General features: G+C 57.5%; 30 protein-coding genes. 15 read left to right on the top strand and 15 right to left on the bottom strand.

From position 1 onward, the window contains the following. Positions 1-208: 208 nt before the first annotated feature. Entirely contained in the window at positions 209-472 is a 264-nt protein-coding gene (locus I6I94_RS05455) for a GlsB/YeaQ/YmgE family stress response membrane protein (protein WP_094758537.1), read from the bottom strand. 428 nt (positions 473-900) lie between these two features. On the opposite strand from I6I94_RS05455, the gene I6I94_RS05450 reads away from it, so the two are divergent. Beyond that, positions 901-1,545: a hypothetical protein gene (locus I6I94_RS05450; RefSeq protein WP_128087343.1), complete on the top strand. Its 645-nt coding sequence runs from the start codon at positions 901-903 to the stop codon at positions 1,543-1,545. A 257-nt stretch (positions 1,546-1,802) separates the two neighbouring features. Here I6I94_RS05450 and I6I94_RS05445 read toward each other — a convergent pair whose 3' ends face one another. From I6I94_RS05445 to I6I94_RS05410, 8 genes are all read right to left on the bottom strand, one after another. After that, positions 1,803-1,952, bottom strand: a complete 150-nt coding sequence (locus I6I94_RS05445) for a peptidase associated/transthyretin-like domain-containing protein (protein ID WP_128087344.1) — start codon at positions 1,950-1,952, stop codon at positions 1,803-1,805. Between the two features lie 65 nt (positions 1,953-2,017). Next, positions 2,018-2,746: a nitroreductase family protein gene (locus I6I94_RS05440; protein WP_128087345.1), complete on the bottom strand. Its 729-nt coding sequence runs from the start codon at positions 2,744-2,746 to the stop codon at positions 2,018-2,020. Between the two features lie 177 nt (positions 2,747-2,923). Next, positions 2,924-3,583 carry an NAD(P)H-dependent oxidoreductase gene (locus I6I94_RS05435; protein WP_128087346.1) on the bottom strand — a complete coding sequence of 220 codons (660 nt, stop codon included), beginning with the start codon at positions 3,581-3,583 and terminating at the stop codon, positions 2,924-2,926. 150 nt (positions 3,584-3,733) lie between these two features. Then, positions 3,734-4,426, bottom strand: coding sequence for an O-methyltransferase (locus I6I94_RS05430; protein ID WP_128087347.1), 693 nt, complete (start codon positions 4,424-4,426; stop codon positions 3,734-3,736). 173 nt (positions 4,427-4,599) lie between these two features. After that, the gene (locus I6I94_RS05425; RefSeq protein ID WP_201620464.1) at positions 4,600-6,999 is read right to left on the bottom strand and encodes a heavy metal translocating P-type ATPase; all 2,400 of its coding nucleotides are present in this window, start codon (positions 6,997-6,999) and stop codon (positions 4,600-4,602) included. A 74-nt stretch (positions 7,000-7,073) separates the two neighbouring features. Continuing rightward, positions 7,074-7,511: a hypothetical protein gene (locus I6I94_RS05420; RefSeq protein WP_201620980.1), complete on the bottom strand. Its 438-nt coding sequence runs from the start codon at positions 7,509-7,511 to the stop codon at positions 7,074-7,076. Between the two features lie 2 nt (positions 7,512-7,513). Beyond that, entirely contained in the window at positions 7,514-7,729 is a 216-nt protein-coding gene (locus I6I94_RS05415) for a heavy-metal-associated domain-containing protein (protein WP_004005811.1), read from the bottom strand. Positions 7,730-7,786: 57 nt separating this feature from the next. Beyond that, positions 7,787-8,110 (bottom strand): metal-sensitive transcriptional regulator, encoded by a 324-nt coding sequence (locus I6I94_RS05410; RefSeq protein ID WP_070521596.1) that lies wholly within the window; start codon positions 8,108-8,110, stop codon positions 7,787-7,789. A gap of 68 nt (positions 8,111-8,178) precedes the next feature. On the opposite strand from I6I94_RS05410, the gene I6I94_RS05405 reads away from it, so the two are divergent. Then, positions 8,179-8,481 carry a nucleotidyltransferase family protein gene (locus I6I94_RS05405; RefSeq protein WP_013398023.1) on the top strand — a complete coding sequence of 101 codons (303 nt, stop codon included), beginning with the start codon at positions 8,179-8,181 and terminating at the stop codon, positions 8,479-8,481. Between the two features lie 118 nt (positions 8,482-8,599). Here the strand turns inward: I6I94_RS05405 and pta are convergent, their stop codons facing one another. Then, positions 8,600-10,693 (bottom strand): phosphate acetyltransferase, encoded by a 2,094-nt coding sequence (pta, locus tag I6I94_RS05400; protein ID WP_201620979.1) that lies wholly within the window; start codon positions 10,691-10,693, stop codon positions 8,600-8,602. 249 nt (positions 10,694-10,942) lie between these two features. Between pta and I6I94_RS05395 the strand changes: the two genes are divergently transcribed. From I6I94_RS05395 to serS, 4 genes are all read left to right on the top strand, one after another. Beyond that, positions 10,943-11,260, top strand: coding sequence for a thiamine-binding protein (locus I6I94_RS05395; RefSeq protein ID WP_201620978.1), 318 nt, complete (start codon positions 10,943-10,945; stop codon positions 11,258-11,260). A gap of 203 nt (positions 11,261-11,463) precedes the next feature. After that, positions 11,464-12,330 (top strand): spermidine synthase, encoded by an 867-nt coding sequence (locus I6I94_RS05390; protein ID WP_128087348.1) that lies wholly within the window; start codon positions 11,464-11,466, stop codon positions 12,328-12,330. Positions 12,331-12,546: 216 nt separating this feature from the next. Continuing rightward, the gene (gene pheA / locus I6I94_RS05385; RefSeq protein ID WP_128087349.1) at positions 12,547-13,512 is read left to right on the top strand and encodes a prephenate dehydratase; all 966 of its coding nucleotides are present in this window, start codon (positions 12,547-12,549) and stop codon (positions 13,510-13,512) included. A gap of 115 nt (positions 13,513-13,627) precedes the next feature. Next, a complete protein-coding gene (gene serS, locus I6I94_RS05380) occupies positions 13,628-14,929 on the top strand; it encodes a serine--tRNA ligase (RefSeq protein ID WP_128087350.1) in 1,302 nt (433 codons plus the stop codon). A gap of 178 nt (positions 14,930-15,107) precedes the next feature. Here serS and I6I94_RS05375 read toward each other — a convergent pair whose 3' ends face one another. Beyond that, the gene (locus I6I94_RS05375; RefSeq protein WP_128087351.1) at positions 15,108-15,236 is read right to left on the bottom strand and encodes a cell division protein FtsL; all 129 of its coding nucleotides are present in this window, start codon (positions 15,234-15,236) and stop codon (positions 15,108-15,110) included. A 162-nt stretch (positions 15,237-15,398) separates the two neighbouring features. Here I6I94_RS05375 and I6I94_RS05370 point away from each other — a divergent pair, with 162 nt between their 5' ends. Next, the gene (locus I6I94_RS05370) at positions 15,399-16,481 is read left to right on the top strand and encodes a diacylglycerol/lipid kinase family protein (RefSeq protein ID WP_128087352.1); all 1,083 of its coding nucleotides are present in this window, start codon (positions 15,399-15,401) and stop codon (positions 16,479-16,481) included. A gap of 110 nt (positions 16,482-16,591) precedes the next feature. Here I6I94_RS05370 and I6I94_RS05365 read toward each other — a convergent pair whose 3' ends face one another. Continuing rightward, complete coding sequence (locus I6I94_RS05365; protein ID WP_172425642.1) at positions 16,592-17,245, bottom strand: GAP family protein; 654 nt, start codon at positions 17,243-17,245, stop codon at positions 16,592-16,594. Positions 17,246-17,345: 100 nt separating this feature from the next. On the opposite strand from I6I94_RS05365, the gene I6I94_RS05360 reads away from it, so the two are divergent. Then, positions 17,346-17,957: a TetR/AcrR family transcriptional regulator gene (locus I6I94_RS05360; protein ID WP_128087354.1), complete on the top strand. Its 612-nt coding sequence runs from the start codon at positions 17,346-17,348 to the stop codon at positions 17,955-17,957. A gap of 9 nt (positions 17,958-17,966) precedes the next feature. On the opposite strand, the gene I6I94_RS05355 is transcribed toward I6I94_RS05360, so the two are convergent. After that, positions 17,967-18,218 (bottom strand): hypothetical protein, encoded by a 252-nt coding sequence (locus I6I94_RS05355; RefSeq protein WP_128087355.1) that lies wholly within the window; start codon positions 18,216-18,218, stop codon positions 17,967-17,969. 217 nt (positions 18,219-18,435) lie between these two features. On the opposite strand from I6I94_RS05355, the gene I6I94_RS05350 reads away from it, so the two are divergent. The 4 genes from I6I94_RS05350 (at position 18,436) to I6I94_RS05335 (ending at position 21,423) form a co-directional block, all read left to right on the top strand. Next, a complete protein-coding gene (locus tag I6I94_RS05350; protein WP_201620977.1) occupies positions 18,436-19,239 on the top strand; it encodes an exodeoxyribonuclease III in 804 nt (267 codons plus the stop codon). Between the two features lie 29 nt (positions 19,240-19,268). After that, the gene (locus tag I6I94_RS05345) at positions 19,269-20,144 is read left to right on the top strand and encodes an alpha/beta fold hydrolase (RefSeq protein ID WP_128087356.1); all 876 of its coding nucleotides are present in this window, start codon (positions 19,269-19,271) and stop codon (positions 20,142-20,144) included. A gap of 41 nt (positions 20,145-20,185) precedes the next feature. Next, complete coding sequence (locus tag I6I94_RS05340) at positions 20,186-20,392, top strand: hypothetical protein (protein WP_070555117.1); 207 nt, start codon at positions 20,186-20,188, stop codon at positions 20,390-20,392. Between the two features lie 152 nt (positions 20,393-20,544). Continuing rightward, positions 20,545-21,423: a hypothetical protein gene (locus tag I6I94_RS05335; protein WP_128087357.1), complete on the top strand. Its 879-nt coding sequence runs from the start codon at positions 20,545-20,547 to the stop codon at positions 21,421-21,423. A gap of 103 nt (positions 21,424-21,526) precedes the next feature. On the opposite strand, the gene I6I94_RS05330 is transcribed toward I6I94_RS05335, so the two are convergent. Beyond that, positions 21,527-22,612: a 2,3-butanediol dehydrogenase gene (locus tag I6I94_RS05330; RefSeq protein WP_006888352.1), complete on the bottom strand. Its 1,086-nt coding sequence runs from the start codon at positions 22,610-22,612 to the stop codon at positions 21,527-21,529. Positions 22,613-22,995: 383 nt separating this feature from the next. Between I6I94_RS05330 and I6I94_RS05325 the strand changes: the two genes are divergently transcribed. Genes I6I94_RS05325 through I6I94_RS05315 form a run of 3 tightly spaced genes read left to right on the top strand, consistent with a single transcriptional unit; the run spans position 22,996 to position 25,651 of the window. Continuing rightward, complete coding sequence (locus tag I6I94_RS05325; protein ID WP_128087358.1) at positions 22,996-23,961, top strand: metal ABC transporter substrate-binding protein; 966 nt, start codon at positions 22,996-22,998, stop codon at positions 23,959-23,961. A 17-nt stretch (positions 23,962-23,978) separates the two neighbouring features. Further along, the gene (locus I6I94_RS05320) at positions 23,979-24,779 is read left to right on the top strand and encodes a metal ABC transporter ATP-binding protein (protein ID WP_128087359.1); all 801 of its coding nucleotides are present in this window, start codon (positions 23,979-23,981) and stop codon (positions 24,777-24,779) included. Next, positions 24,776-25,651 (top strand): metal ABC transporter permease, encoded by an 876-nt coding sequence (locus tag I6I94_RS05315; protein WP_201620976.1) that lies wholly within the window; start codon positions 24,776-24,778, stop codon positions 25,649-25,651. Before I6I94_RS05320 ends, I6I94_RS05315 begins: the two co-directional genes overlap by 4 nt. 25 nt (positions 25,652-25,676) lie before the next feature. Here the strand turns inward: I6I94_RS05315 and I6I94_RS05310 are convergent, their stop codons facing one another. Further along, positions 25,677-26,396, bottom strand: coding sequence for a metal-dependent transcriptional regulator (locus tag I6I94_RS05310; protein ID WP_201620975.1), 720 nt, complete (start codon positions 26,394-26,396; stop codon positions 25,677-25,679). Positions 26,397-26,478: the final 82 nt, after the last annotated feature.

The following is a 26,478-nucleotide window of genomic DNA, read 5'->3' as shown; positions in this document are numbered from 1 at the left end:
AATTCCTCACGAATTAAAATAGTGGTATATATCACATTATATTGGCGGGTGTCCGCAACCACGACTGTTGCCCGTGTTTGCTCGGCTCAGCTGCCTATCGCGCGAGTAGTCCTCATATGGAACTAAGCGGTTTATGCAGAAATTCCGAGTTTCTGCATAAACCGCTTAGTTTTGTTTCTGCGATGCTGAAGCGACGCAAGGATATGGGCTACTGGTTCTTCCTGCCGGTCACGCTTAGGTATACGGAGATTGCGATAATGGCGGCAATAACGGATAGGATCCAGCGAATCCAGTCGATACCGGCGGTATCTGCAACACCGAAGAAGCTGGCGATTCCTCCTCCTACGAATGCGCCAACAGCACCCAGGATGATGGTCCACAGCACCGAGATGTTCTGGTGGCCTCGCATAATGAGGCGGGCCAAAGCGCCAATAATGGCGCCAGCAATAATCATTCCGATGAGTCCAAGCATGATGTTCTTCCTTTGTGAGTATCCGCCATAGCACGGGCGCGCCTGAGCGGATGTTGGTATGGGGTCTTAGCGCGCAGATCGGTGAGTTTCTGTCTGAAAGTTCAGTGGTAGCCGGGGTTCCAGTTGCCGTTACTGCCACATATTGTGTGATCCGACAGGGCTGTCGCCGCCTGCCGTCGTCTCTCAAAACTTGCGGCGCTGATATGAAGACGCCATGGGCACGCAAATCCTCACGTACTTAACAAGTGTTTTGCATCACGTATGTGTTGGCGGATTTTTCTTCTGCCGCCGCGCCGCCCCAGACGTGTGGACCAAAAAGTAACCGGTGCCTTCAGAGAATCCGGCCGCATGTCCTAAAAAGATGTAACGGCCACCCTCTGTTAGGCTTGAAACTTCCAGGAGTTTTAGGACCCCGAGGAGGAACCCGCATGTACATAAATCACCTGTACTATCACAGCAGCTCTGCAATCACCCACACGCTCACGCATATCCTAGCGAACGCCGTTAAACATGCTGATGTGCGCGCTTACCTGTTTTTCAGTGCAGATCGTGAAGCAGAATTTGAGGAAACGGCTGCGCGGATTTCGGGAAAAGTGGTGTGGGTCCACAGCGTCGCAACAGGACCTATGGGGTTTCTTGCTGAACGTGCCTTCATTGGGCTGATCGAATTTAATGTGCCAGCTGGTGGTGCCGGTGCGGTAAGTGCCTTCTTTGAAGAAAGCGGTATTGCTGAGAAGGACGGCCAGGTGCTGCTTGTCAAAGACCCCGCCTCACCCGAGAATCTTCGTGACATCCTCCTGCGTGAGTATACGCCGCATGACGAGAGGGCGAACACCAATTTTCCTTCGGTGGATGCACTCATGAATGCGGGTACCGCCTTGTTGTATTACCGCGATCTTGCAGGTGCCGCCTACGATAGCGATTCCGGGGAGACTCTCTCCTGCTGTGAGGTGTTTGTTGATGCTGAGTGGGAGCATCTTGTTCCTGAACCGCCGCAAGATGCAACCACCAATGAAGGGTCTTTTGACACCGCAGCTGGTGAAGTAAAGTTTACCGTCATAGAACACCTATAGGGCAGCAGACCCAAGGGCGCTTTGGCGGGGCAGCTTGTTCGGCTGCCCGCTAGAGCTATGCCTTCACCGGGGGAACACGGCTGATAAAAAGCTGAAAATTAACCTTTAAAGGTTGTTTTTGTTCAATATTCTGTTTCGTTGCAGACCGTTCTCGCACCAAGAAAAAGACCCGAATAACGCATCATTAGGCGTATTACCCGCCCCTAGAAGGTATGTAATACGCCTTTTGGTGCGTTATTCACCGAATATCTGAACCGCTACATCTCACCACGTGCTCGTTCAGGGACGTGATAATGGTTTGAAGCTGCACGCAGCTGCTGGATCGCCTCAAAGAAACTCGGGTCCAACTCTCCCAGCTCATCAAGCCAAAACCAGTCGTCAGAGCTGAACTCATGCTTATAGGTCATAAGTTCTCCTCTTTTAGAAGACATATAAAGGTGGGTTGGGATCCTTCACTTCGGCCCGCCAGACTCTAAACCCTACGGTACACCTCGTTGAAGGGCAGGCGGAAGCGCTCGCCCCAGATACCGTGGCCGGGTTTGCGGATACCGCAGGCGACCACCATGTTAATCTCAACATTGCGCGGTAGGCCGAGGAGTTTCTTCACGCGATGGCTGTCGAAGCCTTCCATCGGGCAGGTATCGTACCCCGCCTCGGTCATCGCGAGCATAAACGTCTGCGCCACCAGGCCGCAGCTCTTGTGCACAACCACGCGATAATCGTGCTCCGAAACCTCACGCATCATCGGAACGAATAGGCCCGCACAATTCGCCATTGCCGCGCGGGATGCGCCCAGCAGACCAAAGCAGCGCGCGTACACGAACGGCATAGCCTTGGTGTAGTACATTTCCCAATTCTTAATGCGGTCTTTCTGCTTCTCAGGCGGGCTGTTACGCTCAACATTGCCGCGCTCAAACTCCAGCGCGGCTTTCGCGCGGCGGCGGTGCAAATCCTGGCGGGTCACGAACACCACCATCTGCTGCGCGGTCTTGGCGGCCTGCTGGTGCATGCACGCAGCGGCGAGTTTATTCAGGACGGCGGGATCAGTCACGTGGTAGAGCTCGTACAGCTGCATATTCGAACTTGTGGGCGCCAGCTGAGCCGCACGCAAACACTCTTTGACAACATCGGCATCAATAGGCTGGTTCTCGTCGTAATGGCGCACCGAACGGCGGCGGTTCAGCAAATCTAGCAGGGACATTATGCAGCTCCTCTTTCACGGCGGCGTTTCGAAGGTGTGTCAAAACAACCCTCACCTTTAAGGCTAGCGTTCGCGGGCGCGGAATTCACGCATAATTTTTCGGCAGTAATACTCAGCAGGTCAATAGCCGCACTTATGTATGGAAGCTATCGGGTGAGCCAGTCCGTGGAGGGCAGGCTACTTGGCCCACACGACGAGCTCATCGAGCGGCTTGCGCGGCTTCGGGTCGATCTCGCGTGAGCGGTAGCCAAAGGTTGCGGCAACGGATACGCCGTAATCCTCAGGATCGAGAAGCCCTTCCTCGGTGAGGAGCTGGGTGACCACATCGTAGTCCATGCCTTCAACGGGGCAGGAATCGATGCCGAGCATCGCTGCACCCGTAAGCATATTCGCCAGCGCAATATAAGTGTTCTTCCTAGTCCACTCGAAAAGGGAACGCTCGTCGTCGGCGATCTTCATATCGTGTACCTGGAACTTTTTGTACCTGTCCAGCGCCATCTGCATCTGGTCTTCGGGAAGGTTGCGCTTCGCGAGCGCCTGCAGCAGGAAATCGGAATCGTAGCGGGCGTTCTTCTTCGCCACAATAATCACCACGTGGCTGGCGTCATCGAGAGTGTTTGCCATACCCCAGGCGATAGGCTTGAGCTTCTCGCGCAGCTCTTTATTCTGTATCACAAGGAATTTCCACGGCTCGGAACCAACCGAGCTGGGGGAGAGACGCCCAAACTCAAGGATTGTGTTGAAGTCTTCATCGCTGATTGTACGGGCAGGGTCGTAGGAGCGGGTAGAAACGCGACGCTTGAAAATTTCGAGTGCTTGTTCACGAGTGAGAATCATGGTTTTCCTTTTCTGTGCTGGGGTTTTATGACGGAATTTAGTATATCGAGCAGGGATGCGCCTCCCGCTGGTTTTTTCGCACAGCGTGACTGTGGGAGAAGCCCCGTCCTTTTTAACTTACCCTTCAAACTGGTGTAGCCATATCGGTAATTACGCCACTTTCACGGTGTATTCCAGGGCCTTGTGCGGTCGCAGAGTCGTTGAGACGTATCCGTTGGCGGGGGTGCGCACATAGTCGAGGTAATCCTGCATGGACGGGCTGAACCCCTCAACATCATCTACGGCAATCACGGCGCGGTCGGCAAGATGCGGCTCCAACAGCTGAAAGACGGGATGCACCAGGTCAGGCCACCCGTCGAGAAGTACAAAATCGGGGCTGAAATCCAGGTCTTGCAGGGTCTTCAGCGCATCGCCTTCGCGCAGCTCGATATAGTCCGCAAGCCCCGCCCGCTCAAAATTTTTCCGCGCGGCCTCCGCCTTATGAGGCACGTATTCGCAGGTGATCACGCGTCCGCCATTGCGTTTTGCGGCGGCGGCAAGATACAGCGTCGAGATGCCGTAGGATGTACCGAACTCAACGATATTCCGCGCGCCGCGCGCCAGCGCCTGCATATACAGAAACTCTCCCTGCTGCGGGGTGATGGGGATGTATTTATCGGCGTAGAAGTCCTCATCTTCAGTCCTCCAATCGATCCCCTTACCTAAAAGCTGGTGGATTTTCGGCAGAAAATGCAGGAACATGCGTTTGCCCTGCTTGAGCGTGGCGTCGTAGAGATCATAGAGTGTGTCTTCGACCGGCGGGTCGTTGAGGAACGTGAACATTTGCGGGGTTAATTTGGGCATGTGAATCTCCCGGGTGCTTCGCTGCGCAGCATATCTTTGCGCCGCAGTTTCAGGTGTTTCTCTGAAGGGTAGCGCGGGTATCTGGATTCTTTTATCATGCCAGCGTCAGCAGGGGAGAACAAGAGATTTGTACGAAGACACACAGAAGCCGAAGCTCGCCGCCGCAAACCGGGCTACCGCTCAAATCGGGTGAGGCGCATCGAATTGAGTACCACAAACACCGAACTGAACGCCATGGCCGCGCCCGCAATCATCGGGTTCAGCAACCCTGCCGCTGCGACCGGCACCGCGATAGTGTTGTATGCGAACGCCCAGAACAGATTCGACTTGATGGTGTGCAAAGTCGCTCGTGAGAGCCGCAGCGACGTGGGGATTGCGTGCATATCCGAGCGCATCAGCACAATATCCGCCGCCTGTACCGCAACATCCGTACCCGAGCCCATCGCCATGCCCAGGTCCGCGCGGGCCAGGGCAGGCGCATCATTCACGCCGTCGCCAACCATCGCCACCCGGTAGCCTTCATCCTGAAGCTGCGCAATAACCTCGGATTTACGTTCGGGCGTGACCCCCGCAAAAACGTTCTCCGGATTAATCCCCACGCTGGATGCAATAGCCTGGGCAACCTCGGGGGCATCACCGGTCAGCAGTACGGGTTCTAAGCCCAGTTCGTGAAGCTCGGCGATAGCCTGCGCCGACTCGGGTTTGGGGGAGTCTGCCAGTGCGATGAGCCCCACAGGCTGCGGATCCTTCGTGCCGGTCGCGCGAGCTACAGCCACGGTGGTCAGCCCTTCCGAGCGCGTTTGCTCAAGCATCTGATGCTGCTTCTCGGTGAGTGCAACGCCCGCCTGCAGCAGGTATTCGGGGGTGCCCACCAGCACCAGGCGGCGGGACTCCCCGTCGGTATCGGCGGGCACAAGCTCACCGCGCACACCTCCGGGCACACCCTCAAAACCCTCGACGGACCCCAGAAACGCCCCATAGTTTTCTGTCGCAAAACGCGCAATAGCGCGGGCTATTGGATGCTCACTCAGTGCCTCCACGGCTGCGGCATCGCTCAGAATAGATACAGAACGTTCGCTCTTTGAAGAGGCGTTGTCGTCTGTGACTTTGGTGAAATCGTCGAAGGTCCCGAAGCGCGCCACGCGCATTGTGCCTTCGGTGACGGTCCCGGTTTTATCCAGCACGATGCGGTTCACCGCATATGTAGTTTCCAGCACCTGCGCGTTGCGAATCAGTATGCCCAGCTGCGAGCCACGCCCGGTACCCGCCAGCAGCGCCGTGGGGGTCGCCAGACCGAGCGCACAGGGACAGGCGATCACCAGCACCGAAACCGCCGCATTGAACGCACGCGGCACATCGTGCGATACAACCAGCCACCCGATGAGGGTCAGGAGCGAAATCACCAGAATCGTTGGCACGAAAATCGCAGAAACACGGTCGGCAAGGCGCGCGATGGGTGCCTTCGTTTCCTGGGCGGCGGCAACCAGCTCACCCATTTTCGCGAGCGTCGTCTCAGACCCCACGCGGGTTGCGCGCACCGTCAGCGACCCGGAGGTGTTCAGGGTTGCGCCGGTGACCGCATCGCCCACCGAAACCTCGACAGGCACCGATTCGCCGGTCAGCAGGGAGGCGTCCACGGCGGAAGACCCCGCAATAACCGTGCCGTCAGTGGCGATTTTTTCACCCGGGCGCACCAGAAATTCGTCTCCCGGAAGCAGGTCCTCAACCGGAATCTGCACCTCGCGCGTGGTTCCCCGCTTATCGGTACGAAGCAGGGTCGCGGTGCGTGCCCCCAGGCTCAGCAGGGTGCGCAGAGCCTCGGAAGAGCGGGTTCGTGTGCGGTGCTCAATTGCCCGCCCGATCAGCAGGAATAAAGTCACCATAGACGCCGAATCAAAATACAGCGGCGCATGGTGCCCGCTCAAGAACATGTCGAGAATACTCCCGTGCACGGGGTGAACATGCTCGGTCAGCCCGGGGTTCATGAACAGCTGCGCGAGCGAATACAGGTAGGCGACAATCACGCCGAGAGAAACCAGCGTGTCCATCGTGCTGCTGAAGTGGCGTGCGTTCGTGAGAGCGGCGCGGTGAAACGGCTCGGCGCTATAGACCGCAACCGGCAGCGTGATAAGCGCAAGCACCCAGCCCCAGTGCGGGAACTGGAATGTGGGGAACATTGAAATCAAGAAAATCGGCACACTCAACAACAACGCCACAACGATGCGCCATCCCAAGCCCCCGCTGCGCGCGTTGGTCGTCTCTTCGGACTCTGTCTTGTGGCCCTTGGTTTTGAGCGATGCCGTATACCCGGCGTTATTGACCGTTTCAATGATCTGCTCATCGGTAATATCGGCGGGAACGATCACGCGCGCAGACTCCAGCGGCAGGTTCACGGCGGGATCAACCCCCGGGATTTTGCGGAGTTTACGTTCCACGCGGCCCACGCAGGATGCGCACGTCATGCCCTGAACATCCAGGTGGATAATGCGCGTCTGCCCGCCATTAGCCGAGGAATCGAAAAGAGAACGCTCGTTCTCAGTTGTGGTGGATGCTGTTTGAGTTGAGTTACCCATGTTCTTCGCCTCTGTTCTTAATGCTCACGATGCTGTGCTGTCTTCTGGCTTTGCCTGCCGCAGTCCGCCCTGATCTATACTTCGCCTTCGTCCGGCAGTCCATCGGCACGGTTGCTGCGCGGTCGCTGCCCGGTTAGTTTCGGGCCTCGATCGTTCACCCCGCGAACCCGCGTGACGGCAGCACGCCTGAATGTGCGGCGTTGAGCGAGGGCGTCGTATGCGGTGCCGTGCACACCGGGATGCAGATTATCGCCGGTGCCGTCTGCGGGGGTATTCGCCGCATGATCCTGTGAGGAATGTATACGCGATGCGCCCCGCCGCTTCAGCCCGCGCTGATCCTCGCGCGCCGTGTAGGGGGTGGAGTCGCGCACCCACGCATCCAGCAGATCGGAGTCGAGTCCCATCTGCCGTGCCACGCGGGAAATCGCCTCGGTCAGGTGAATGTTCTCGGTGCCTACGAGTGCGCGCACTGCCCCGACCGCCATTGCCTGGTACTGCGGAGAATACGCCATGATTAGACGGCGGGAGTGAAGCCAGCTTCGACGATGGCGTCCGCTACGGCTTGCGTGTTAAGGGTGCCTTCGTGCTCGATGGTGACGGTCGAAACGCCGTCTTTGACCACGTCTACGTTCACGCCGGTGACGCCCGGAACTTCGCCGACTTCTTCACTCACGCTCATGGCGCAGTGGTTGCAGGTGAGGCCGGTTGCTTTGACGGTGGTGATTGCCATGATGTTCCTTCCGAAAATTTTTGGAATTAAAAAACTTGTGGATGCGCCGCCCGCGTGTCAGCTGCGCATCATGCGGGATATAGCGGCGGTTGCCTCTTTGATTTTCTCATCAACGATCGTCGCATCACCTGTACGTTCGGATTCAATCGCGGCGTTGGTGACGCAATGCCCCATATGTTCTTCGAGCAGGTTGAGAGAGACCGCGTGGAGTGCTTTGGAAACCGCCGCGACCTGAGTAAGCACGTCAATACAGTACTTGTCTTCCTCGACCATGCGGGCGATACCGCGCACTTGCCCTTCGATGCGGCGCAGGCGCTTCAAATGCGCCTCCTTATTTGGGGTGTACCCGTGTGGCTGTGCTGAGGAATCATGCTTTGTCATAGATTCAGTGTATACCCTAGGGGGGTATATCTCAAGAGGTGGTGAAAGTGATTTGATATATTGGCTTTATGCGTGCACCACACCCTCAATCGGTCTATACGCTTCCGCACGAGCAAACGGTGCTCAATACCCTGCGGAAGTATGGGGTGGTTAAAGCGCACCTATTCGGCAGCGCGGCACGCGGCGAGCTTACCCCCGCCAGTGATCTTGATTTTTTGATAGAGATGAAAGACTCCCCAGATTACGGCGTATTACTGCGGTTATCTGAGGAGCTTGAGCAGATTACAGGGTACCCGGTCGATGTGCTGACCTCTATTAAGCCTGTTTTTCGCCCCTACATCGAACCCGACTTGACGGAGCTGCCGTTGTGAAAGTTCCAGACCCCTACATCATCGGTTGAAACAGAAAAACCCCGGGGCGCAGAAACACTGCTGCACTCCGGGGTTTTATCTGGTTTTTGCTGAAGCGTTCGTGGTGTTTAACCGCGGCTTACATCCCCTGCGCCTGGATGGCGGTGATCGCCACCGTGTTAATGATGTCCTCCACGGTGGTACCGCGCGAAAGGTCGTTCACAGGCTTGCGCAGACCCTGCAGCACAGGACCAACGGCGGGGGCACCCGAAGACTGCTGCACAGCCTTGTAGGTGTTGTTGCCGGTGTTCAGGTCGGGGAAAATAAACACGGTCGCCTGGCCCGCCACCTGGCTGCCGGGCAGCTTAGTGGAAGCGATCGACATGTTCGAGGCCGCATCGTACTGAATCGGACCCTCCACCGCGAAATCCGGGTTAGAGGCGCGCACAATCTCGGTCGCCTCACGCACCACATCCACATCCGCACCAGAGCCGGAAGTACCGGTCGAGTACGAGAGCATAGCCACCTTCGGGTCAACCCCGAACTGGCGCGCCGTCTCGGCGGAAGCCTTCGCAATATCCGCCAGCTGCTCGGCGTTCGGGTTCGGGTTCACGGCACAGTCGCCGTACACCAGCACGCGGTCTTCCATGAGCATCAGGAACACCGAAGACACAATCTTGGTGCCCGGGCGGGTCTTAATGAACTCCAGCGAGGGACGAATCGTGTTCGCGGTCGTGTTAATAGCGCCCGAGACCATGCCGTCCGCAATACCCTTGTACACCAGCATCGTACCGAAATACGAGGGGTCGCTCATGCGTTCACGCGCGGCCTCAATGGTCATGCCCTTGTGGGCGCGCAGTTCGGCGTAGGTTGCTGCGAAGTCTTCACTGTACTCGTTGTTCTCAATGTCGATAATACGGATTGAGGCGGGCAGGTTAATGCCCTCAGACTGACAGATCTCCGTAATCTTATTGGGGTTGCCCAACAGAATCAGGTCACAGAAATCGCGGCGCGCAATCATCTCGGCGGCACGCAGAATACGCACATCGTACCCCTCTGGCAGAACCACGGAACGGCGGTTTGCGCGGGCGGTCTCAATCAGGTTGTGCAGGAACCGCAGCGGAGTCATCGAGGCCGGGCGCTCAAGCTCAAGGCGCGAGAGCAGCTCTTCCTGGTTCACGTACTCGTCCCAGCCGCCGAATGCGCTCGCAAGTTTGCGGGCCTGGCCGCTGATCACACTGCCGTGCACACGGGAGACGGCGCGCGCCGACTTGAAAGTGTCACGCTCGGTAAATAGCACCGGGAAGGGGGCGTTATCGAGCAGGCTGCCCACGGCGGTGTGCTTCCCGGGAAGCTCGTTGAGCCCGCCGGTGAGCAGCAGACCCGACGGTGCCGGGAACGTGGGGGAGAGCGCGGATGCGAGGGTTGCGGCCACAACGTCGGCGCGGTCACCGGGAACGATCACGAAGTCCCCGTCGGTGAACTGGTTCAGGAAGTTTGAGACGGTCATTGCGGCGATCTTGACTTCGCTAATATCGCGGTCAAGGTCTTCCTTCTTCAGGTGCGAGCCGTCAAGTTTGAGGGCTTCAACAACTTCCGCGATGGTGGGCTTACCCAGTTCGGCGATCTCGGGCAGAACGTAGACGGGGAACTTGTGCTCGCCCAGCTTGACGTTCTTCTCAATGCTCTCACGCAGCTCGGGGTCGGCGCGGTTGACGATAATCGAGAACAGATCAACCTTGGCCGCCTTAAGCTCGGAGCGGGCCACCTCCACGGCGTTGGTTGCCTCTTCGAGGGATGCATCGTTTGCACCCACAATAGCGATTACGGGCAGGCCCAAATCGCGGGAAACCTGGGCGTTGAGGTCGAACTCGACAGCGAGCGCGTTCTGTGCGGTCAGGTATATGCCGTCCACGACCACAACATCGCTGTGGGCGGCGATTTCTTCGTAGGCGGAAACCGCGCGGGCCGAAATTTCTTCGGTGTTGCCTTCCGCGATGAACTCTAGCGCCTCGGTGAGGGAGACGCCGCCGCCTACCTGCTTGTCGGAGAGGTTGAAGTGCTCCTTCATGAGGCGAATCATGGGGTCGTCGTGGGCGGTTTCGCCCTTAAAGATGGGGCGGAAGAAACCTACCCGGTCGGCGCGTTTTACGAGGGAGTCGGCGAGGCCTAGGGCGATCAGGGATTTGCCTGAATCCTGGGTCATCGCCGAGAGATAAATGCCGGTGGTCATAGTGCTCCTTTGGCGTTGAACGTTCGGCGGGGGCGGCCCGTCTATGGGGTGTGGGCGACTCTCGTCGAGTTTGTGTTGTCTTTTCCATTCTAAGGATGCTTCCGGGGTGTGGCACACATTATATGTTGTGGTGTGTGGTATTTCATGGGGTGTTGTGGGTGTGGGTTGTGTTCGTGGCTAGGTTCGGGGCCTGCACGGGGTGCTGCCGGGGGGTGTTCCTATCTTCTGGGTTCGCACTACCATGGGAGTATGTTGTTTGCTTTTTCTGTAGCCCCCACTGTTAGTGACCCTGACGGGTCGGTTCACCGTGCTATCGCCGATGCGGTGGCGATTGTGCGCGCATCCGGGCTGCCGCATCAGACCGGGCCCATGTTTACCACGATTGAGGGGGAGTGGGACGAGTGCATGGATGTTATTAGGCGCGCCACGGAGGTTGTGGGCAAGCATGGCCCGCGCGTTTCGCTGGTGATTAAGGCGGATATCCGCCCCGGCCATGACCACGGGGAGATTGAGGGGAAGGTGCAGCGGCTTAATGCCGCCATAGAGCAGCTGGATTCGGGGAAGTAACCACTCTGCGAGGGTTCGGCGCACCTGCTTCTTTGGGGCCTGTGAGCCTCTATGTCGGCCAGTGATGCGACGAGGGGCAGCTATAGCTATGCGTGCACCCCGCCAGCCTGTAGGGTTCACGCGGCTGCTGCGGGGTCTCGTATCTAGGCTTCTTGATGGTTGCCCACCCGGGTGTTGCCTGAACCTGGCGTAGGCTTATGTGCATGGCGAAAAAGAAAACCCGCAGCGCTGCCTCACGCCGCGCTGAGCGCTCCGAGTATCCGCACACAACAGGTGCAGTCGCCGGTGTGTACCCCATTTCGACCGGTGAAGCTGAGCTTGTGCCCGATGGCTACCACGCTGATGGTTGGCTTCTGCTCATTAACGGTGTGCAGTCTTCGCATGTGATAGTGGGGCAGCCGCGCATGCTCGATTTTGAGTACATGCGCTGGATTGCTGCGGTTCTCGACTCGCATATTCAGACTCACCTTAATCCCGACAAGCTGCGTATCACCCATCTGGGCGGCGGGGCGTGTTCTCTAGCGCGCTACTGCGTGGACGTATACCCAAATTCACGCAATACCGTTGTGGAGCTTGATGCCAAACTGGCCGAATATGTGCGTGAGTGGTTCGATATTCCTAAGTCGCCGCGCGTAAAAATTCGGGTGGGCGATGCGGGCACTGTCACTCGCTCGTTTGCGCCGGCATCGCGCGATGTGGTTATTCGTGATGTGTTCGCGGTAGATAAAACCCCAGCGGAACTTACAAGCGTGGATTTCGTGCGGACGGTTGATCACTCTCTGGCGCCTGGTGGGCTGTATATTCTCAACTGCGGGGATGGCCCCTCATTGGATGGGGCGCGTGCTGAGGTGGCTGCCCTGTTTGAGGTGTTTGAGCAGGTGTGCCTGGTGGCTGATGCCGCGATGCTCAAGGGCAGGCGGCGGGGCAATATTATTATTGCCGCATCGCACAGTCCGCTGCCAGCGGCAGGCTCAGCTGAGGCGGCGGCTATCTCGCGAACGCTCATGGGCGGCGGTGTGCCGGCGCAGTACCGGGATTCGGCACAAACCCGGCAGTTTGCCCGCCTGTAGCTTCCACTGATAGGGCATCGGCCGCTTACGGCCACATAAAATAGAACGCACGCTCTACTATGGAGGTTTCGCCCCGAGCCATCCTGCGCTTATGAGGCGCCTGCCGCAAGGGTTGCTGGTGGGGATGGGGCTACGCCGAATCTTGGGGTATCCCGCATCCCGAAATCACCTGCCTGCCCGGTTCGCGCTGCGGCGCCTCGCGCTAAGATTGAACCCATGCGATACACCTACCTTGGACCCTCAGGCACCTTCACCGAATCCGCCCTGCTTTCCGTGCCCGGCGCGGTCGGTGCCAAACGCATCCCCGCCACCAGCGTGCCTAATGCGCTTGAACGTCTTCGCAGTGGCGACGTGGATGCCGCCATGGTGCCGATTGAGAACTCGGTCGAAGGCGGGGTGAGCGCTACTCTTGATGCGATCGCGGCTTCCGAGGGAATGCGCATTATCCGCGAGGTTCTGGTGCCCATCAGGTTCGTGCTGGTCGCGGCGCGTCCGCTCGCGATTGATGAGATTAAAACCGTTTCAACCCACTCGCATGCCTGGGCCCAGGTGCGGCAATGGGCAGATGAGACTATCCCCACCGCCGAGTACCTGCCCGGTTCCTCCACCGCGGCAGCAGCCGTGGGTCTGCTTGACCCTTCCTGCGCGTATGATGCCGCGATTTGTTCCCCCGCACTTTTGGCAACTCACCCCAACCTGCATGTGCTTGCCGAAGACATTGGTGATAACAAAAATGCCGTCACCCGGTTTGTGCTTATCAGCAGCACCGCAGATATTCCAGATCCTACCGGTGCCGATAAGACGACGCTCACGATCCCTCTGCCCGAAAATCGAGAGGGCACTCCCGAAAACCGTTCGGGTGCGCTCTTGGAACTGCTCGAACAGTTTGCATCGCGCGGCGTGAACCTCTCACGCATCGAATCGCGCCCCACCGGCAGGCAGATGGGATCCTATATGTTCAGCGTGGACGCAGACGGGCATATTTATGAGGCTCGAATGCGCGATGCCCTGCGCGGCCTGCACCGCATAGCACCCGGCATTAAATACCTGGGATCGTACCCGCGTGCCGACCGGCAGCCCACCGTTGCGCCGCGCATCCACTCCGAGAATTCGTTCGATGCTGCCCACGCCTGGGTGGAATCGCTCTTCCCAGGTGGGCGACCGGCGCATCTGAAACGCTAAACCGCCCCCCGCGACCGTATAAAAAGAACCTTTATGCGAATAAAGCGTTGGGAATCCCGCTTTATTCGCATAAAGGCTCTTTTTACGGCTGGGGGCGACTGGGTACTATTGATATGTGATTGATATTAACCTCCTCCGCGAAAACCCCGAGATTTTCCGCGCCTCCCAGCGAGCACGCGGCAAAGACGAAGCCCACGTAGACCGTATTCTTGAGGCGGATGCCGCACGCCGCGCCTCGATCGGCACCTACGAGAACCTGCGCGCCGAACAGAACGCCTTCGGTAAACAGGTGGCGAAGGCACCCAAGGAAGAGAAACCCGCCCTCGTAGCCCAGGCGAAAGAACTCGCCGCCCGAGTCGCAGAGGCAAAAGCGGAATCTGAGGCGAAAACCGCCGAATATGAAGAGCTGCTAAGCTCCATCGAAAACCTGATTATCGACGGCGTACCCACCGGCGGCGAAGACGACTTCGTGGTGCTCAAAGAAGTCGGCACCCCCCGCGATTTCGCCGCAGAAGGTTTTGAACCGCGCGACCACCTGGAAATCGGCGAACTCGTCGGCGGTATCGACATGGCACGTGGTGCCAAGGTCTCCGGCTCGCGCTTCTACTTCCTCAAAGGGCAGGTTGCCCGCCTGGAGCAGGCGCTCATGTGGATGGCACTCGATCTGGCGACAGCCAATGGCTTCACCATGATGACAACCCCCACCCTCGTGCGCCCCGAAATCATGAACGGGACCGGGTTTAACGTCAAGCACGACGATGAAATATACCGCCTTGAACGTGATGACCTGTACCTGGTCGGCACCTCGGAGGTGGCGCTTGCGGGCTACCATATGGACGAAATACTCGACCTTAGCGACGGACCCAAGAAATACCTGGGATGGTCATCCTGCTATCGCCGTGAAGCCGGTGCCGCAGGTAAAGACACCCGCGGTATTATTCGCGTGCACCAGTTCAACAAGGCCGAAATGTTTGTCTACTGTCAGGTGGAGCAGGCGGAAGAAATACACGAGCAGATGCGCGCCCTCGAAGAGGAAATGCTGCAAAAATGCGGCCTTGCGTATCGCGTGATTGATACCGCCGCAGGGGATCTGGGCACCTCTGCCGCACGCAAGTTCGACTGTGAGGCGTGGGTTCCCACCCAGGGCACCTACCGCGAGCTGACCTCGACCTCGAACTGCACCACCTACCAGGCACGCCGCCTGAACATACGCGAACGTACCGCAGACACCGTAGACGATGCGGGCAATGTGCGTAAGGGGCGCACCCGCGCGGTCGCAACCCTCAACGGCACCTTGGCGACTACCCGTTGGGTTGTGGCGATTCTGGAGACCCACCAGCAGCCCGACGGTTCGGTGCGTATTCCTGAGGCGCTGCGTCCGTATATGGGCGGTGCTGAGGTTATTCCTGTGGTGTAAAAACGGGTGCTTCGCCGAGCTGCTAAGCCTGCCGTTTCATCGTGTGGGAACCCACTAGCAGCCCAAGAGCGGTGTGTTAACATGGGGATATTACTGAAATGGAAAGCTACATATTTTATGTATGTAGCGGAGAGGCTCGGCGGCTTGCAACGACCGAACCTCCCCTTGCGAGTTGATACTACTTCAGGTTGCGGACAACAACCTTGAGAGTATCAAGAGCGTTTGAAACAGCCTGAGCTGATCCATCGGTAAGGATGAGACTTACCAGGATTGCTTGGGCTGTTTCCATGAGTTCGAAGAACATCATGGCTCTACTCACCTCCCCTCTGCCCCAAGAGTCGACCGCAGGGATTTACTGAAATGGATGTGCTGCGGCGCACCCCGGGAAGAGGGCAGTACTAACTACCGTACAGTGTTATTTCAGCTTCTAGTGTGCGTTTAGGTCTCTAAAAAGCGTTACTCTTAAAGTATGTCCATTTCGCGTTCTAAACTTATTGGCGCATCAGCCTTGGCTGCAACAACGGCTGCGCTGGTGGCGCGTGCCCGTTCACATGCGCAGAAAATTGTGGCCCCGCTTGGTATCTGGCGAACAATCCCCACCGGCGATATGCGTCGCGTGGGCGTGGTGTACAACCCAAGTAAAGGCGGGGCTAGCGCCGCTGTTGGCATTATTGAACGCACCATTAGAGCGAACGGCTGGCCCGCACCTATTACCCGCACTACCCGCATTGACGAGCCCGGTGGGGAAGCCACCCGTGAGGTACTGGCTGAAGGCGCGGATACCGTGATCGCCGTTGGCGGAGACGGGACGGTTCGTGCCGTAGCCACGGCGTTGCAGGGGTCGCAGGCGACTCTTGGTATTATCCCGTTGGGCACCGGTAACTTGCTCGCCCGCAACCTGTACCTGCCGGTGGGTGATGTTGCCTCCTGCGTCAATATTGCGCTTAACGGGGTGCAGCAGCCGGTAGATGCTATTAGGATGGTGACCGACCCCGGCAGCGACGAAAAAACCGAACATACGTTCTTTGTTATGAGTGGTGCCGGGTTTGACGCGCTGGTGATGAACGATACCACTGAGGAGCTTAAAGCTCGTATTGGGTGGCTCGCCTATGTGCGCACGGGGCTGCGGCATATGATGGGGCATTCGCATATGGTGCGGCTAAAAATGGATGATGAGCCAGTGATTGAAACCCGCGTGCGGTCGGTACTGATCGCTAACTGCGGGCGGCTTCAGGGTGGGCTGCAGCTGACCGATATGACCGATTTGGACGACGGTAACCTTGAGGTGATTGTGGCGTCTCCGCGCACGGTGCTGGAGTGGGGGCTGCTCACCGCAAAGGTTATGCGCCGTACCCTGTTGGGGGCACCGCGTGTAGAAATGCCGATGATCCGCCATTTTGTGGGGCACAAGGTTGAGCTTGAGATGCTGGACGAGCCTCAGCCTGTGGAGGTTGACGGCGACCCGGCCCCGTCCGCGTCGCATATATGCGCGCATATTATTCCTGCCGCTATTCACGTTAATATTCACCCGGATGCGCACCGGCTGACATAACTTACTCGGGGGTAGGGCTTGTGGCCCGATATGCGGTTAGTCTGGGTAATTTATGACGGCAGCAGTGCCGACGGTTTACACGATAGCTCCTAGAAATATATGGGCGAAGGTCAAAAAATCTCTGTATACGCCTGCCTTGCCATGAGAAAACCGATAATTGCAGCTATCCATAGTATGGCTCCATCGGCGTTACGGGTTGCTAAGCTAACAAAATGGTCAAGCTTAGGTGTGATCCATGATGAAGCAAGACGGCGTATTACCAAGAGAGTAACAGCAGGGATGAACATTATGAGGCAATAACCCATCAGCACTATGAGCTTAGTGATAATAGTGGAATCCCAGGTGTTAAGCATGCTGATGGCGGCGAGGTAAGGGAGCATAGTTGCAGCTTCGAGAACCCCAGCGAGAAGCGCGATAAAGATTGCTGCGCGCGGATTGGTGACTTTTTCGAGACGGGTGCGCCATTTTATTTCGCTGGCGCGGCTGTCAGGGCTGGGTGAGAGGATACCGTATGCGAAGAGGATAGCCCCTAGAATCAGCTGAATCCAGTAGCGTCCTTGGGATGAAAAGATAGGATGGTTCCAAGTGATAGCTTCTACACCAAGTAGAAGAAGGGTGCCGAGTGCCGTGTAGAACAGCCCTAACGTGAAGCAATAAAGGGCTAGTGTGCGTACCTGAAATCGTGGTTGCGCCAGAAAAATAAGCGGTATAACTAGTGTTCCTGTGCTAAGGGAATCAAGAAGAGCCAAACTGAGAAGTGTCATGAAAAACAAGAGCAACCTCCTAAGAGCAGAGTGATGGTTTTAGTACGACTGTGTTATTAAAATTAGCATACAGTTTAGACGGAAGACGTAAGATAGACATGTGCCGAAAAATGTTGATCATCAGCAGCGTCGAGATGACATTGCGCAAGCTACCTTTGAACTCATTGCTCGTAATGGTCTGATGAACGCCAGTGTTCGAGCTGTCGCCGACTATTCTGGGTATTCAGCTGGATCAATCCGACACTATTTCCCTGTGCATGATGAGCTTCTGCGTTACGTCTCAAGCTACCTGACGCGACAAATCGGAAATCGTATTTCAGCTATTGCACAAGATAAAAAACTTACGGTACGGCAGCGTGTGGAGCAAGCCTGCGAACAGCTTCTTCCGCTTGATGCTATGCGTAAACGGGAGATCGTTGCCTATGCGGAGTTAGGCCGTCTTGAACGTGCTCGACCAACAGGTCGCCTAGAGGAAGGGCAAGAAATCGCTAAGGTCTGTGAGGCTTCGCTCGATGCTTTGGACGTGCATCGCGTCCTTGATAAAGCACGTCGCGCACAACTGGCACGTCGGTTACACTGGGTGCTTGACGGATTGGCTGCGCAAGAAATTATCTATCCTAGTTACATAAACCCTGCGGATATTCAGGAAGAATTGCGCCAAACTCTTGACGATATCGAGCGTGAGATTGCTGATTTAATACCACAAAAATAATTTGGAAGTCTAACAGGGGAGCACACGCAGAAGAGCGTCAATGTCACGTTCGCGTTGTAGGATGCGTTGCTGGGCATCAACGATGTCAGTGGTAGCAACGTAGAAGAGCTGATGATCACCCACCATAAAGTCCGCAGTGTAAGTGGAGTAGCCTTCGAGGCGTCGGGCGAGTTCAGTGCTCGCGGCAGCTTGTCCGCGTTCACGAAAAATGCTCTTGAGAGTACGATACTTTGCAGGTTGTGATGCGCCAGCCGAGGCCATCGAGTGTCCCTAAATAGAAAAAATAGCGATTTTTTCCATTTACAGGCCTTTGCGCAGGGGCATATTGGAAGAAACAGCCGTTTTTTCCAATATGCTGTGTAAAGAGTGCTCTCCGCTCCAGCTTCGGAAGGGCGGTGCGCGGCTCGTCAGATCCGAGTCATTTACCGGCGAAACTTTCACCGTTGCCTGGCAGGGCGCACACGGTAAGCTGGTGTACATGAAGATTGCTACCTGGAACGTGAACTCCATTCGCGCCCGCGCCGACCGCATCGAGGACTGGCTCGATAAAACCGAGGTCGATGTGCTCGCCCTACAGGAAACCAAAACCAAGGACGAAACCTTCCCCTTTGAGCTCTTTGAATTCCTGGGGTACGAGGTGGCGCATTACGGGCTGAACCAGTGGAATGGGGTAGCAATCGCATCCCGCGTGGGGCTAGACAGCGTCGAACGCGCCTTCCCGAACCAACCCGCCTTCGGAAAACCCGGAGACCCCGCCGAAATTGAGGCGCGAGCCATCGGTGCCACCTGCAACGGCGTGCGTATCTGGAGTCTATACGTGCCGAACGGGCGCGGGCTCACCGACCCTCATATGCCGTACAAAATGGAGTGGATGCGCCAGCTGCGCACCAACGTCAACGGCTGGCTGCACGCCGACCCCGCCGCACAGTTTGCGCTCGTCGGCGACTGGAATGTGGCGCCCGAAGATACCGACGTGTGGGATATCGACTTTTTCCGTGAGAACGACCTCACCCACGTTTCCGCCCCCGAACGCGAGGCATTCTATGCCCTGCTCAATGATGAAGGGCTCATCGATCCGGTGCGCCCCTACACCCAGGGCGAGTACACCTACTGGGACTACAAAGCCGGGCGGTTCTCGAAGAATGAGGGGATGCGCATCGACTTTCAGCTGTGCTCCCCGGCGCTCGCCGCCCGTGTGGAAAACGCCTGGATCGATAGGGAAGAGCGCGAAGGGGACGGTGCGAGCGACCATACCCCCGTGGTGATTGAGCTTGCTGACTAGAGGCTAAACATGTGATGTGAGGAGACAGTATGAGTCGGAACCTTACCTCTGAACCGGTGGCGACGGGCAGCGCAGAAACCCGAATCGGTCTGCTTCGCTGGCGTGAATACGGTGGTCCCCGTGAAGCCGCAGGCGAGAGGACCCTGTTGTTTGTGCATGGGCTGCTGACAAATTCGGATGTCTGGGGCGAGGTGGTGCAGAACCTCTCCCAAGATTTTCGGTGTATAACCCTCGATATTCCCTTGGGGAGTCACACTATTCCCGCCCGAGAAGATGCAGCCCTCAACGTTGCCGAGCTGGCGCAGGCCGTGAACGAAGCGGCAGAACAGCTATGCCCACACGGGTTTACCCTCATTGGCAGCGATACCGGCGGAGTGGTTTCTCAGCTGGCGGCGGTGCAGGAACCCACAGGGCTCAAGCGCCTAGTGCTGCTCTCGTGCGATACCGAGAAGAACTTCTTGCCCCTGCCGTTACGCTACCTGCAGTATGTGGCGTACATTCCGGGAACCATGCAGGCGCTCCGAGCTGCCCTGCATCTGGGGTGGGTGCGCCGCCTGCCGATTGCCTTCGGGTGGCTAGTGAAACGTGAGCTTGATGCTGCCGAGTGGAACAGCATTATTGCGCCGCTGAAAAATGCCGGAGTCCGCCGTGATTTGGCGAAAGTGCTGAAGGGTATTTCTGTGAAATATACGGTGCAGTCCGCGCGGGATTTGGAGCGGTTTGAGCATCCAACCCTGTTTTTGTGGGCCGATACCACGAAGCTGTTCCCGATCGAGAATGCGCGCCGTTTAGCCACCCGCATGCCGGATGCGCACGTGGTTCCCGTGCCGGAAAGCTACGCATTCAGCCAGCTGGATCAGCCCGAATTTGTGGCGAACGCCCTGCGGGAAGAACTGGCCGGGTAACCCGTACACTCCCCCAACCCTGCACTGAAGAAGGAGGAATAATGACGACCGTTTTTTATCGTGGTGAGCGCCGCGACGTTAAGTCGTTTACTCCCGAGGAGCGCCAGGATTACCTGGATAAGAAGCAGCACACGATTAATGAAGCCAAAGAAGCCATTGCAGGTATGAAGGCTCGTATTGCCGAGTTGGAGCGCATTCAGGCGATGAACCCAATACGCCGCTGGTTCTACAAAACCTTCCATATCTAACAGGTTTTTTAGCAGAATGCCCGCACGGGCCGCCAACGATGGCGCGTTTCGTGCGGGTTTGTTGTGTGCGGATGACCAACCAGCTACTTCTGAGCTGCCGGAACGCCTATGCTGGAAGGGAATAACCCGCATTAACGCAGAAAGAAGCATCTGTGAAAGCCTACGATATTGTTTTCGACCACACTCCCGAAGGCGCGACGGAGCGCGTGTGGTCATATGACGCGATGAACCGCGACATGGACTCCACCCCTGATAAAGTAACTGAGAGCGGCTGGTTGGGAAATGCTGGCCCGAATATCCCAGATAACCAGTGGCCGCGCAGCTCCCATTCGGGGCTGCCCATGCAGCATATCTTTACCCTGCACCTGCCCGAGGAGTACCGCACGCAAGGCCCCGAATATGTGGCCGTCTCATTTTTCGCTGGGGATGGGCAGTTCGCTGAGCTAGGTGAACGGGCCGTACCCGACCCGCATAGTGACGACCCGTTCCTGGTGCAGCTTGCAGAGTACACCCCGCACCCGAAGTGCCGCATTCTCACCGATATTCTTGATAGTGAGTACGCGACAATTTTCCTTACCGAGGCTGAGTTTTCGGGGCGTTCGCATGGCCCGGAGGATGTGCGCCGTCAGGGTGAGCACCGGGAGGACGCCGAGAGCTATAGTGCCTACAGCACGTATACGCGGCAGAAGTGTGAGCGCACCCTGGGGCTGGTGGAGCGTATCGACCCGAACGCCGGGATTGCGCCGGTGTATGAGTACACGTCCGATCCGGACGGTGAGATGACCCCGAAGGATGTCTGCTCTAACGGGTACGAGGATCCTTACGACCCAGACACGCGCGATGACAAGCCGTGGGCAGAGCCGCTGTACGGGCGGTGCCACTTGGGCGGTACCGTGTTCTGTGTGCAGAACATGCCGGAGGGGCTGACTGCTTGGTACATTGAGTTCGAGGAGATGGACGTCATGAATTTCGGCGGCGGAAACGCTCAGCTTGACCTTGAATCCAATACCTTCGACTGGGCGTGCGGTTAAACATTCACCCGTTACAAACGCCCCGCGCATCCACCGTAAAGGTGAATGCGCGGGGTGTTACCGCGTCTGAAACCGTCGCACTGACTAAACGGTACGCCTAGAACTACTGTGCCAGCAGCTCCGGGTCGGTGGTGACGAGGATCTTCACAGCGGTCTCGTTGTGGTTAATCAAGGTGTCGAAGCCCTTATCAATCAGGTCTTCCAGGGCGATCTTGCCGGTAATGAACGGCTTCAGATCGAGCTTGCCCGACTCGACGAGAGCGATGCTCTCGGGGTGGTTATTCACGTAGGCGATGGTGCCGCGCAGGTCGATCTCTTTCAGCACCAGCTTCTGCACATCCAGCGAGGCAGGCTTGCCCCAGATGGAGACCACCACGACCTTACCGGTGGGCTTAATGGCATCCAGGATCAAATCGAGCGCGGGCTGAACAGAGGTGCACTCGAAGGCAATATCCACGCCACGGTCATTGGTGAGCTTCTGAATTTCAGCGAGCACATCGGTCTCGGCGGGGGAGAAGGTGTAGTCTGCAACCCCGGAGTCGAGCGCCTTCTGGCGACGCAGCGGTGACAGCTCGGAGATAATGACCTTAGCGCCCTTTGCCTTAAGCACTGCGGAGGTGAGCAGGCCGATCGGGCCTGCGCCGGTCACCAGCGCGTAATCGCCCTCATGGATTTCGCCGGCGCGCTCAACAGCGTGCACACCCACGGTGAGCGGCTCAATAAGTGCCGCCTCGTCAAGGGGAATGTTCTTGGAGATCTTGTGGACCCAGCGGCGCTTGACGCTCACAACTTCGGAGAGCCCGCCGCCACGGCCTGCCAGGCCAATAAAGTTCATGTTCTTTGACAGGTGGTAGGTCTTTGAGTCGGGGCCAACATCCACTGCGTCATCAATGATGTAGGGCTCAACAACCACATGGTCGCCGACTTCCAGGTCGGTGACGCCTTCGCCGAGTTCTTTCACGACGCCAGAGAACTCGTGGCCCATGGTGACGGGGGAATCCTCACCCGAGATGGGGTGCGGGTGCCCGTGCTGGGGGCAGAAGATGGGGCCGTCGAGGTATTCGTGCAGGTCGGTGCCGCAAATGCCGCACCAGGCGACCTTAACGAGTACTTCACCGGGGGCTACTTTGGGGGCCGGGATGTCTTCGATACGAATATCGTTGCGGTCATAGAAACGAGCTGCCTTCATGGGAGACTCCTTAATCTGGGGCGCTGGCCCCTGTGAGTGGTTGGGGTGAGAATCGCATGCTTCTCACCTTTTTAAGGTACTCCGATGTGTCTAAAAAGCCTAGATTTTAGGCGTATTTTTGCGTATATGACGCGCAATGATGCTATTAGGAATTATTCTCAATAGATTGTGCAGTTCTGTGTTCTATAGCGTTCTGTAGGCTTTTTCTTGACGTTGAGTGGAGCCTTAATTTTTTCCATGCCATGCCGCCTAAGTTGTAAAGTTCGCCTAGGCGAACTAATGTTAATAGCATCCACAAAGTAGGTGGTTTTCACAGTCGCAGAACCACCCGCGCAAAACGCAGACACTACGAAGTATCAGCACATCATATAGAAAGACAACCGATGTTTACTCCACTGGCTTTCATTACACGGCATAACACCCACAATGCCGCCCGACGCATCCGCATCGCAGCCCTTGCAATGTTCAGCGTGTTCATTCTCTTATTAACCGCCTGCTCAGGTGCGGGCCCCGCATCGTCCGGAAATGGTAAGAAGACCGTGCTCACCACCTTTACCGTGCTGGCTGACATTGCTAAGAACGTAGCAGGCGACCACCTAAACGTGGAGTCACTTACCAAACCAGGGGCTGAAATCCACGAATACGAGCCCACCCCCAGCGACATTAAAAAAGCCCACAGCGCCAATTTAATCCTCGACAACGGGCTTAACCTAGAAACCTGGTTCGCTAAGTTCGTGCAAGAAGCTAACGCCCCGCACGCCACGGTCTCTGAGGGCGTTACCCCCATGAATATTTCTGAGGACGCCTACGCGGGCAAACCCAACCCGCACGCCTGGATGAGCCCCAAAAACGTACAGAAATACGTGGATAATATGGTGACGGAGTTCAGTAAACTCGACCCCGACCACGCCGAAGATTTCAAAAAGAACGCCGAAAACTATAAGCGGCAGCTGCAGGACGTACAGGACGAACTGTCCAATGAGGTGCGCACCCTGCCCGAGAACCAGCGGGCGCTTGTCACCTGCGAAGGCGCCTTCTCGTACCTGGCCGCAGACGCCGGGCTGAAAGAGAAATACATTTGGGCCGTGAACTCTGAGCAGCAGGCAACTCCCTCCCAGATTAACTCCGCTATTGACTTCGTCAAAGCCAATAAAGTGCCCGCCGTATTCTGCGAATCCACTGTCTCGGACAACCCCATGAAACAGGTGGCTGACGCAACCGGCGCAAAATTTGGCGGGGTACTCTACGTGGACTCGCTCTCAGACGCTAACGGGCCGGTACCCACCTACCTGGAGATGATCCGCCACGACGCAAAAACCATTGTGAAAGGCCTGACCGGTAAGCAGTAATGGGTGTAGGGCAGAGTATGGAAACGCTACTGAACGTCGAGAACTTGGGTGTGAACTACGGTTCGGTACAGGCCTTGCACAACGCCACATTTAGGCTTGGGGCAGGAAGTATCTGCGGGCTTATTGGCATGAACGGCTCGGGAAAATCGACCCTGTTCAAAGCGATTATGGGCGTTACACCCGCCCACACCGGATCCGTTGAGATCGCCGGAGGTGACCCTGCCGCCGCCCGTAAAAGCGGTGTTGTCAGCTACGTGCCGCAAAGCGAGGAGATCGACTGGAGCTTTCCCGTATCGGTGCGCGATGTCGTGGCGATGGGCCGCTACCGTACCCTGGGGCCCACCCGCCGTCTGCACAGTAAGGACAAGCAAGCACTCGCTCATGCGTTAGAGCGTCTGGAGCTCACCGACCTGGCAGCGCGGCAGATCGGGGCACTATCAGGTGGGCAGCGTAAGCGGGCCTTTGTGGCCCGCGCTATCGCCCAAGGCGCACGGCTGCTGCTGCTTGATGAACCGTTCGCTGGGGTTGATAAACGCTCCGAAGCGATGCTCATTGACGTTCTCAAACAGCTGCGTGATAGCGGCGCCTCGGTGCTGGTGTCAACCCACGACCTTGCGTCGCTTCACTCCTTCGCTGATGAGGCGGTGCTGCTGCGTAAAACTGTGCTCATGCACAGCACCCCCGAGGCGGTACTCGCCCCAGAAAACCTGGTGCAGGCGTTTGGTATGCACATTAATACCGGGCACAGCCCGTCCACACCAGAGAAAAACACAGCGAACAATACCGACGAGCAGGTGAAAAGGGTAAATAACAAATGAGTATTCTGGATTATTTGACGGAGCCCCTCACCCTGCCCTTTATGATGCGCGCCGTCCTAGTCACCGTGGCCGCCGCGGCTGTCTGTGCACTGCTGTCCTGCTGGCTTATTATGCTTGGCTGGTCGCTAATGGGGGACGCGATATCCCACGCCGTGCTGCCGGGGGTGGTGCTCGCCTATATCGCCGGTGCCCCCTTCGCCGTGGGGGCGGTTATTGCAGCCCTCGTGGCGGTCGCGCTCATTGGTGCGGTACAGCGCAGCGGGCGGGTGCGCGAGGATGCCGCGATCGGTATCGTTTTCACCACCCTCTTTGCTTTCGGGCTGATCCTTATCTCTGTAACGCCCTCAAATACTGACCTTAACCACATTCTTTTCGGGAACGTGCTGGGGGTATCGTGGCTGGACGTGTGGCAGGTGCTTGCCCTTGCCGCAGTGGTGGGGGCTGTTCTGCTGGTGAAGCGTCGCGATTTTGTGCTGTACGCCTTCGACCCAGGTTTTGCGCACGCAATCGGTCTGCGGCCGCGCCTGCTGGGCGGTATGCTGCTGGTCATGTTGGCGCTCACCAGTGTGGTGGCGTTGCAAATTGTGGGAGTGGTGCTGGTGGTGGCGATGCTGGTGATTCCAGGCTCAACCGCGCGTCTGCTCACCGACCGGTTCTCCATGATGCTGGCGATCTCGGTGGGTGTTTCGCTATTGGGCACCCTTATTGGCCTCTACAGCAGCTACTACATGGATGTTTCCCCCGGTGGTGCTGTGGTGCTCACTCAGGGGGTGCTGTTCCTGCTGGCGTACCTATTCGCCCCGCATCACGGGGTGTTGGGACGGGCCCGCGCCGCCCATCGTGCGCAGCAGAGCCCTGCCGTACACGGGTAGCAGGCGCGCATCGTTGGGCGGTTCTTCAGGGGCGGGAGATGAAAAGGTCGGTTGCGGCAGCTGCCCCCAATGGCACGGTGGTCTGCGGCGGGGCAGCAGGGGTTTGGGCGGATGCAGTGCCTGCATCCGCTGGTGCGACAACACGCACATTAATGGCCTCGGAGAACGGGGCGCCTTCTTCGATCGCCAGGTGCGCACCGGGAGTGAAACCATGCTCGGACAGGTAGCGCAGCAGCTTGGGGTCACTGTCGTTAATGCGTTCCAGTACAACGGTCTCGCCCGGTTCGCACTGGCTCAGCGGCACCGTATGCGGGAATGAGATGCGCCCCGAGGCGTCTGGGATGGGGTCGCCGTGCGGGTCGCGGCTGGGGTGCCCAAGTACCGTGTCGATGCGTTCAATCATGAAGTCTGAGACGGCGTGTTCGAGCACTTCGGCCTCATCATGCACCCGGTCCCAGGTGTACCCCAGGGTTTCGACGAGGAAAGTTTCGATAAGGCGGTGGCGGCGGATCATCGCCACCGCATAGGTGCGCCCCAGTTCGGTGAGTTCGATGGTGCCGTACCGCTGATGTTCAATGAGGTCAGCTGCCGCCAGGCGTTTAAGCCCGTCCGAAACTGAGGATGCCCGTAACCCCATGCGTTCGGCGAGCGCTGATGCGGTGGCAGGCATATTGGACCATTCCTCAAGGCTCCAGATAGCTTTGAGGTAGTTCTGGGTGCTGGCGGACAGTTCTGACAATGGCATAGGTCAAGTTTACCTAAGTTGGTGTTTGTGGTGCGCTGCGGAAAGTCATATGGGGGTGCTACTGCTGTGTTTACGCCCTAAT

It is taken from the genome of Rothia aeria (assembly GCF_016726365.1).
In the GTDB taxonomy this organism is placed as follows: Bacteria; Actinomycetota; Actinomycetes; order Actinomycetales; family Micrococcaceae; genus Rothia; species Rothia aeria.
The sequence above is the reverse complement of the archived record's forward strand: the minus strand, read 5'-3'. Positions and strand labels throughout refer to the sequence as shown.

Bases quoted from the DNA above. Each gene is read 5' to 3' on its own strand.
- I6I94_RS05455 (WP_094758537.1), bottom strand. From the start codon at position 472: ATGCTTGGACTCATCGGAATGATTATTGCTGGCGCCATTATTGGCGCT.
- I6I94_RS05450 (WP_128087343.1), top strand. From the start codon at position 901: ATGTACATAAATCACCTGTACTATCACAGCAGCTCTGCAATCACCCAC.
- I6I94_RS05445 (WP_128087344.1), bottom strand. From the start codon at position 1,952: ATGACCTATAAGCATGAGTTCAGCTCTGACGACTGGTTTTGGCTTGAT.
- I6I94_RS05440 (WP_128087345.1), bottom strand. From the start codon at position 2,746: ATGTCCCTGCTAGATTTGCTGAACCGCCGCCGTTCGGTGCGCCATTAC.
- I6I94_RS05435 (WP_128087346.1), bottom strand. From the start codon at position 3,583: ATGATTCTCACTCGTGAACAAGCACTCGAAATTTTCAAGCGTCGCGTT.
- I6I94_RS05430 (WP_128087347.1), bottom strand. From the start codon at position 4,426: ATGCCCAAATTAACCCCGCAAATGTTCACGTTCCTCAACGACCCGCCG.
- I6I94_RS05425 (WP_201620464.1), bottom strand. From the start codon at position 6,999: ATGGGTAACTCAACTCAAACAGCATCCACCACAACTGAGAACGAGCGT.
- I6I94_RS05420 (WP_201620980.1), bottom strand. From the start codon at position 7,511: ATGGCGTATTCTCCGCAGTACCAGGCAATGGCGGTCGGGGCAGTGCGC.
- I6I94_RS05415 (WP_004005811.1), bottom strand. From the start codon at position 7,729: ATGGCAATCACCACCGTCAAAGCAACCGGCCTCACCTGCAACCACTGC.
- I6I94_RS05410 (WP_070521596.1), bottom strand. From the start codon at position 8,110: ATGACAAAGCATGATTCCTCAGCACAGCCACACGGGTACACCCCAAAT.
- I6I94_RS05405 (WP_013398023.1), top strand. From the start codon at position 8,179: ATGCGTGCACCACACCCTCAATCGGTCTATACGCTTCCGCACGAGCAA.
- pta (WP_201620979.1), bottom strand. From the start codon at position 10,693: ATGACCACCGGCATTTATCTCTCGGCGATGACCCAGGATTCAGGCAAA.
- I6I94_RS05395 (WP_201620978.1), top strand. From the start codon at position 10,943: ATGTTGTTTGCTTTTTCTGTAGCCCCCACTGTTAGTGACCCTGACGGG.
- I6I94_RS05390 (WP_128087348.1), top strand. From the start codon at position 11,464: ATGGCGAAAAAGAAAACCCGCAGCGCTGCCTCACGCCGCGCTGAGCGC.
- pheA (WP_128087349.1), top strand. From the start codon at position 12,547: ATGCGATACACCTACCTTGGACCCTCAGGCACCTTCACCGAATCCGCC.
- I6I94_RS05375 (WP_128087351.1), bottom strand. From the start codon at position 15,236: ATGATGTTCTTCGAACTCATGGAAACAGCCCAAGCAATCCTGGTAAGT.
- I6I94_RS05370 (WP_128087352.1), top strand. From the start codon at position 15,399: ATGTCCATTTCGCGTTCTAAACTTATTGGCGCATCAGCCTTGGCTGCA.
- I6I94_RS05365 (WP_172425642.1), bottom strand. From the start codon at position 17,245: ATGACACTTCTCAGTTTGGCTCTTCTTGATTCCCTTAGCACAGGAACA.
- I6I94_RS05355 (WP_128087355.1), bottom strand. From the start codon at position 18,218: ATGGCCTCGGCTGGCGCATCACAACCTGCAAAGTATCGTACTCTCAAG.
- I6I94_RS05350 (WP_201620977.1), top strand. From the start codon at position 18,436: ATGAAGATTGCTACCTGGAACGTGAACTCCATTCGCGCCCGCGCCGAC.
- I6I94_RS05345 (WP_128087356.1), top strand. From the start codon at position 19,269: ATGAGTCGGAACCTTACCTCTGAACCGGTGGCGACGGGCAGCGCAGAA.
- I6I94_RS05340 (WP_070555117.1), top strand. From the start codon at position 20,186: ATGACGACCGTTTTTTATCGTGGTGAGCGCCGCGACGTTAAGTCGTTT.
- I6I94_RS05330 (WP_006888352.1), bottom strand. From the start codon at position 22,612: ATGAAGGCAGCTCGTTTCTATGACCGCAACGATATTCGTATCGAAGAC.
- I6I94_RS05325 (WP_128087358.1), top strand. From the start codon at position 22,996: ATGTTTACTCCACTGGCTTTCATTACACGGCATAACACCCACAATGCC.
- I6I94_RS05320 (WP_128087359.1), top strand. From the start codon at position 23,979: ATGGAAACGCTACTGAACGTCGAGAACTTGGGTGTGAACTACGGTTCG.
- I6I94_RS05315 (WP_201620976.1), top strand. From the start codon at position 24,776: ATGAGTATTCTGGATTATTTGACGGAGCCCCTCACCCTGCCCTTTATG.
- I6I94_RS05310 (WP_201620975.1), bottom strand. From the start codon at position 26,396: ATGCCATTGTCAGAACTGTCCGCCAGCACCCAGAACTACCTCAAAGCT.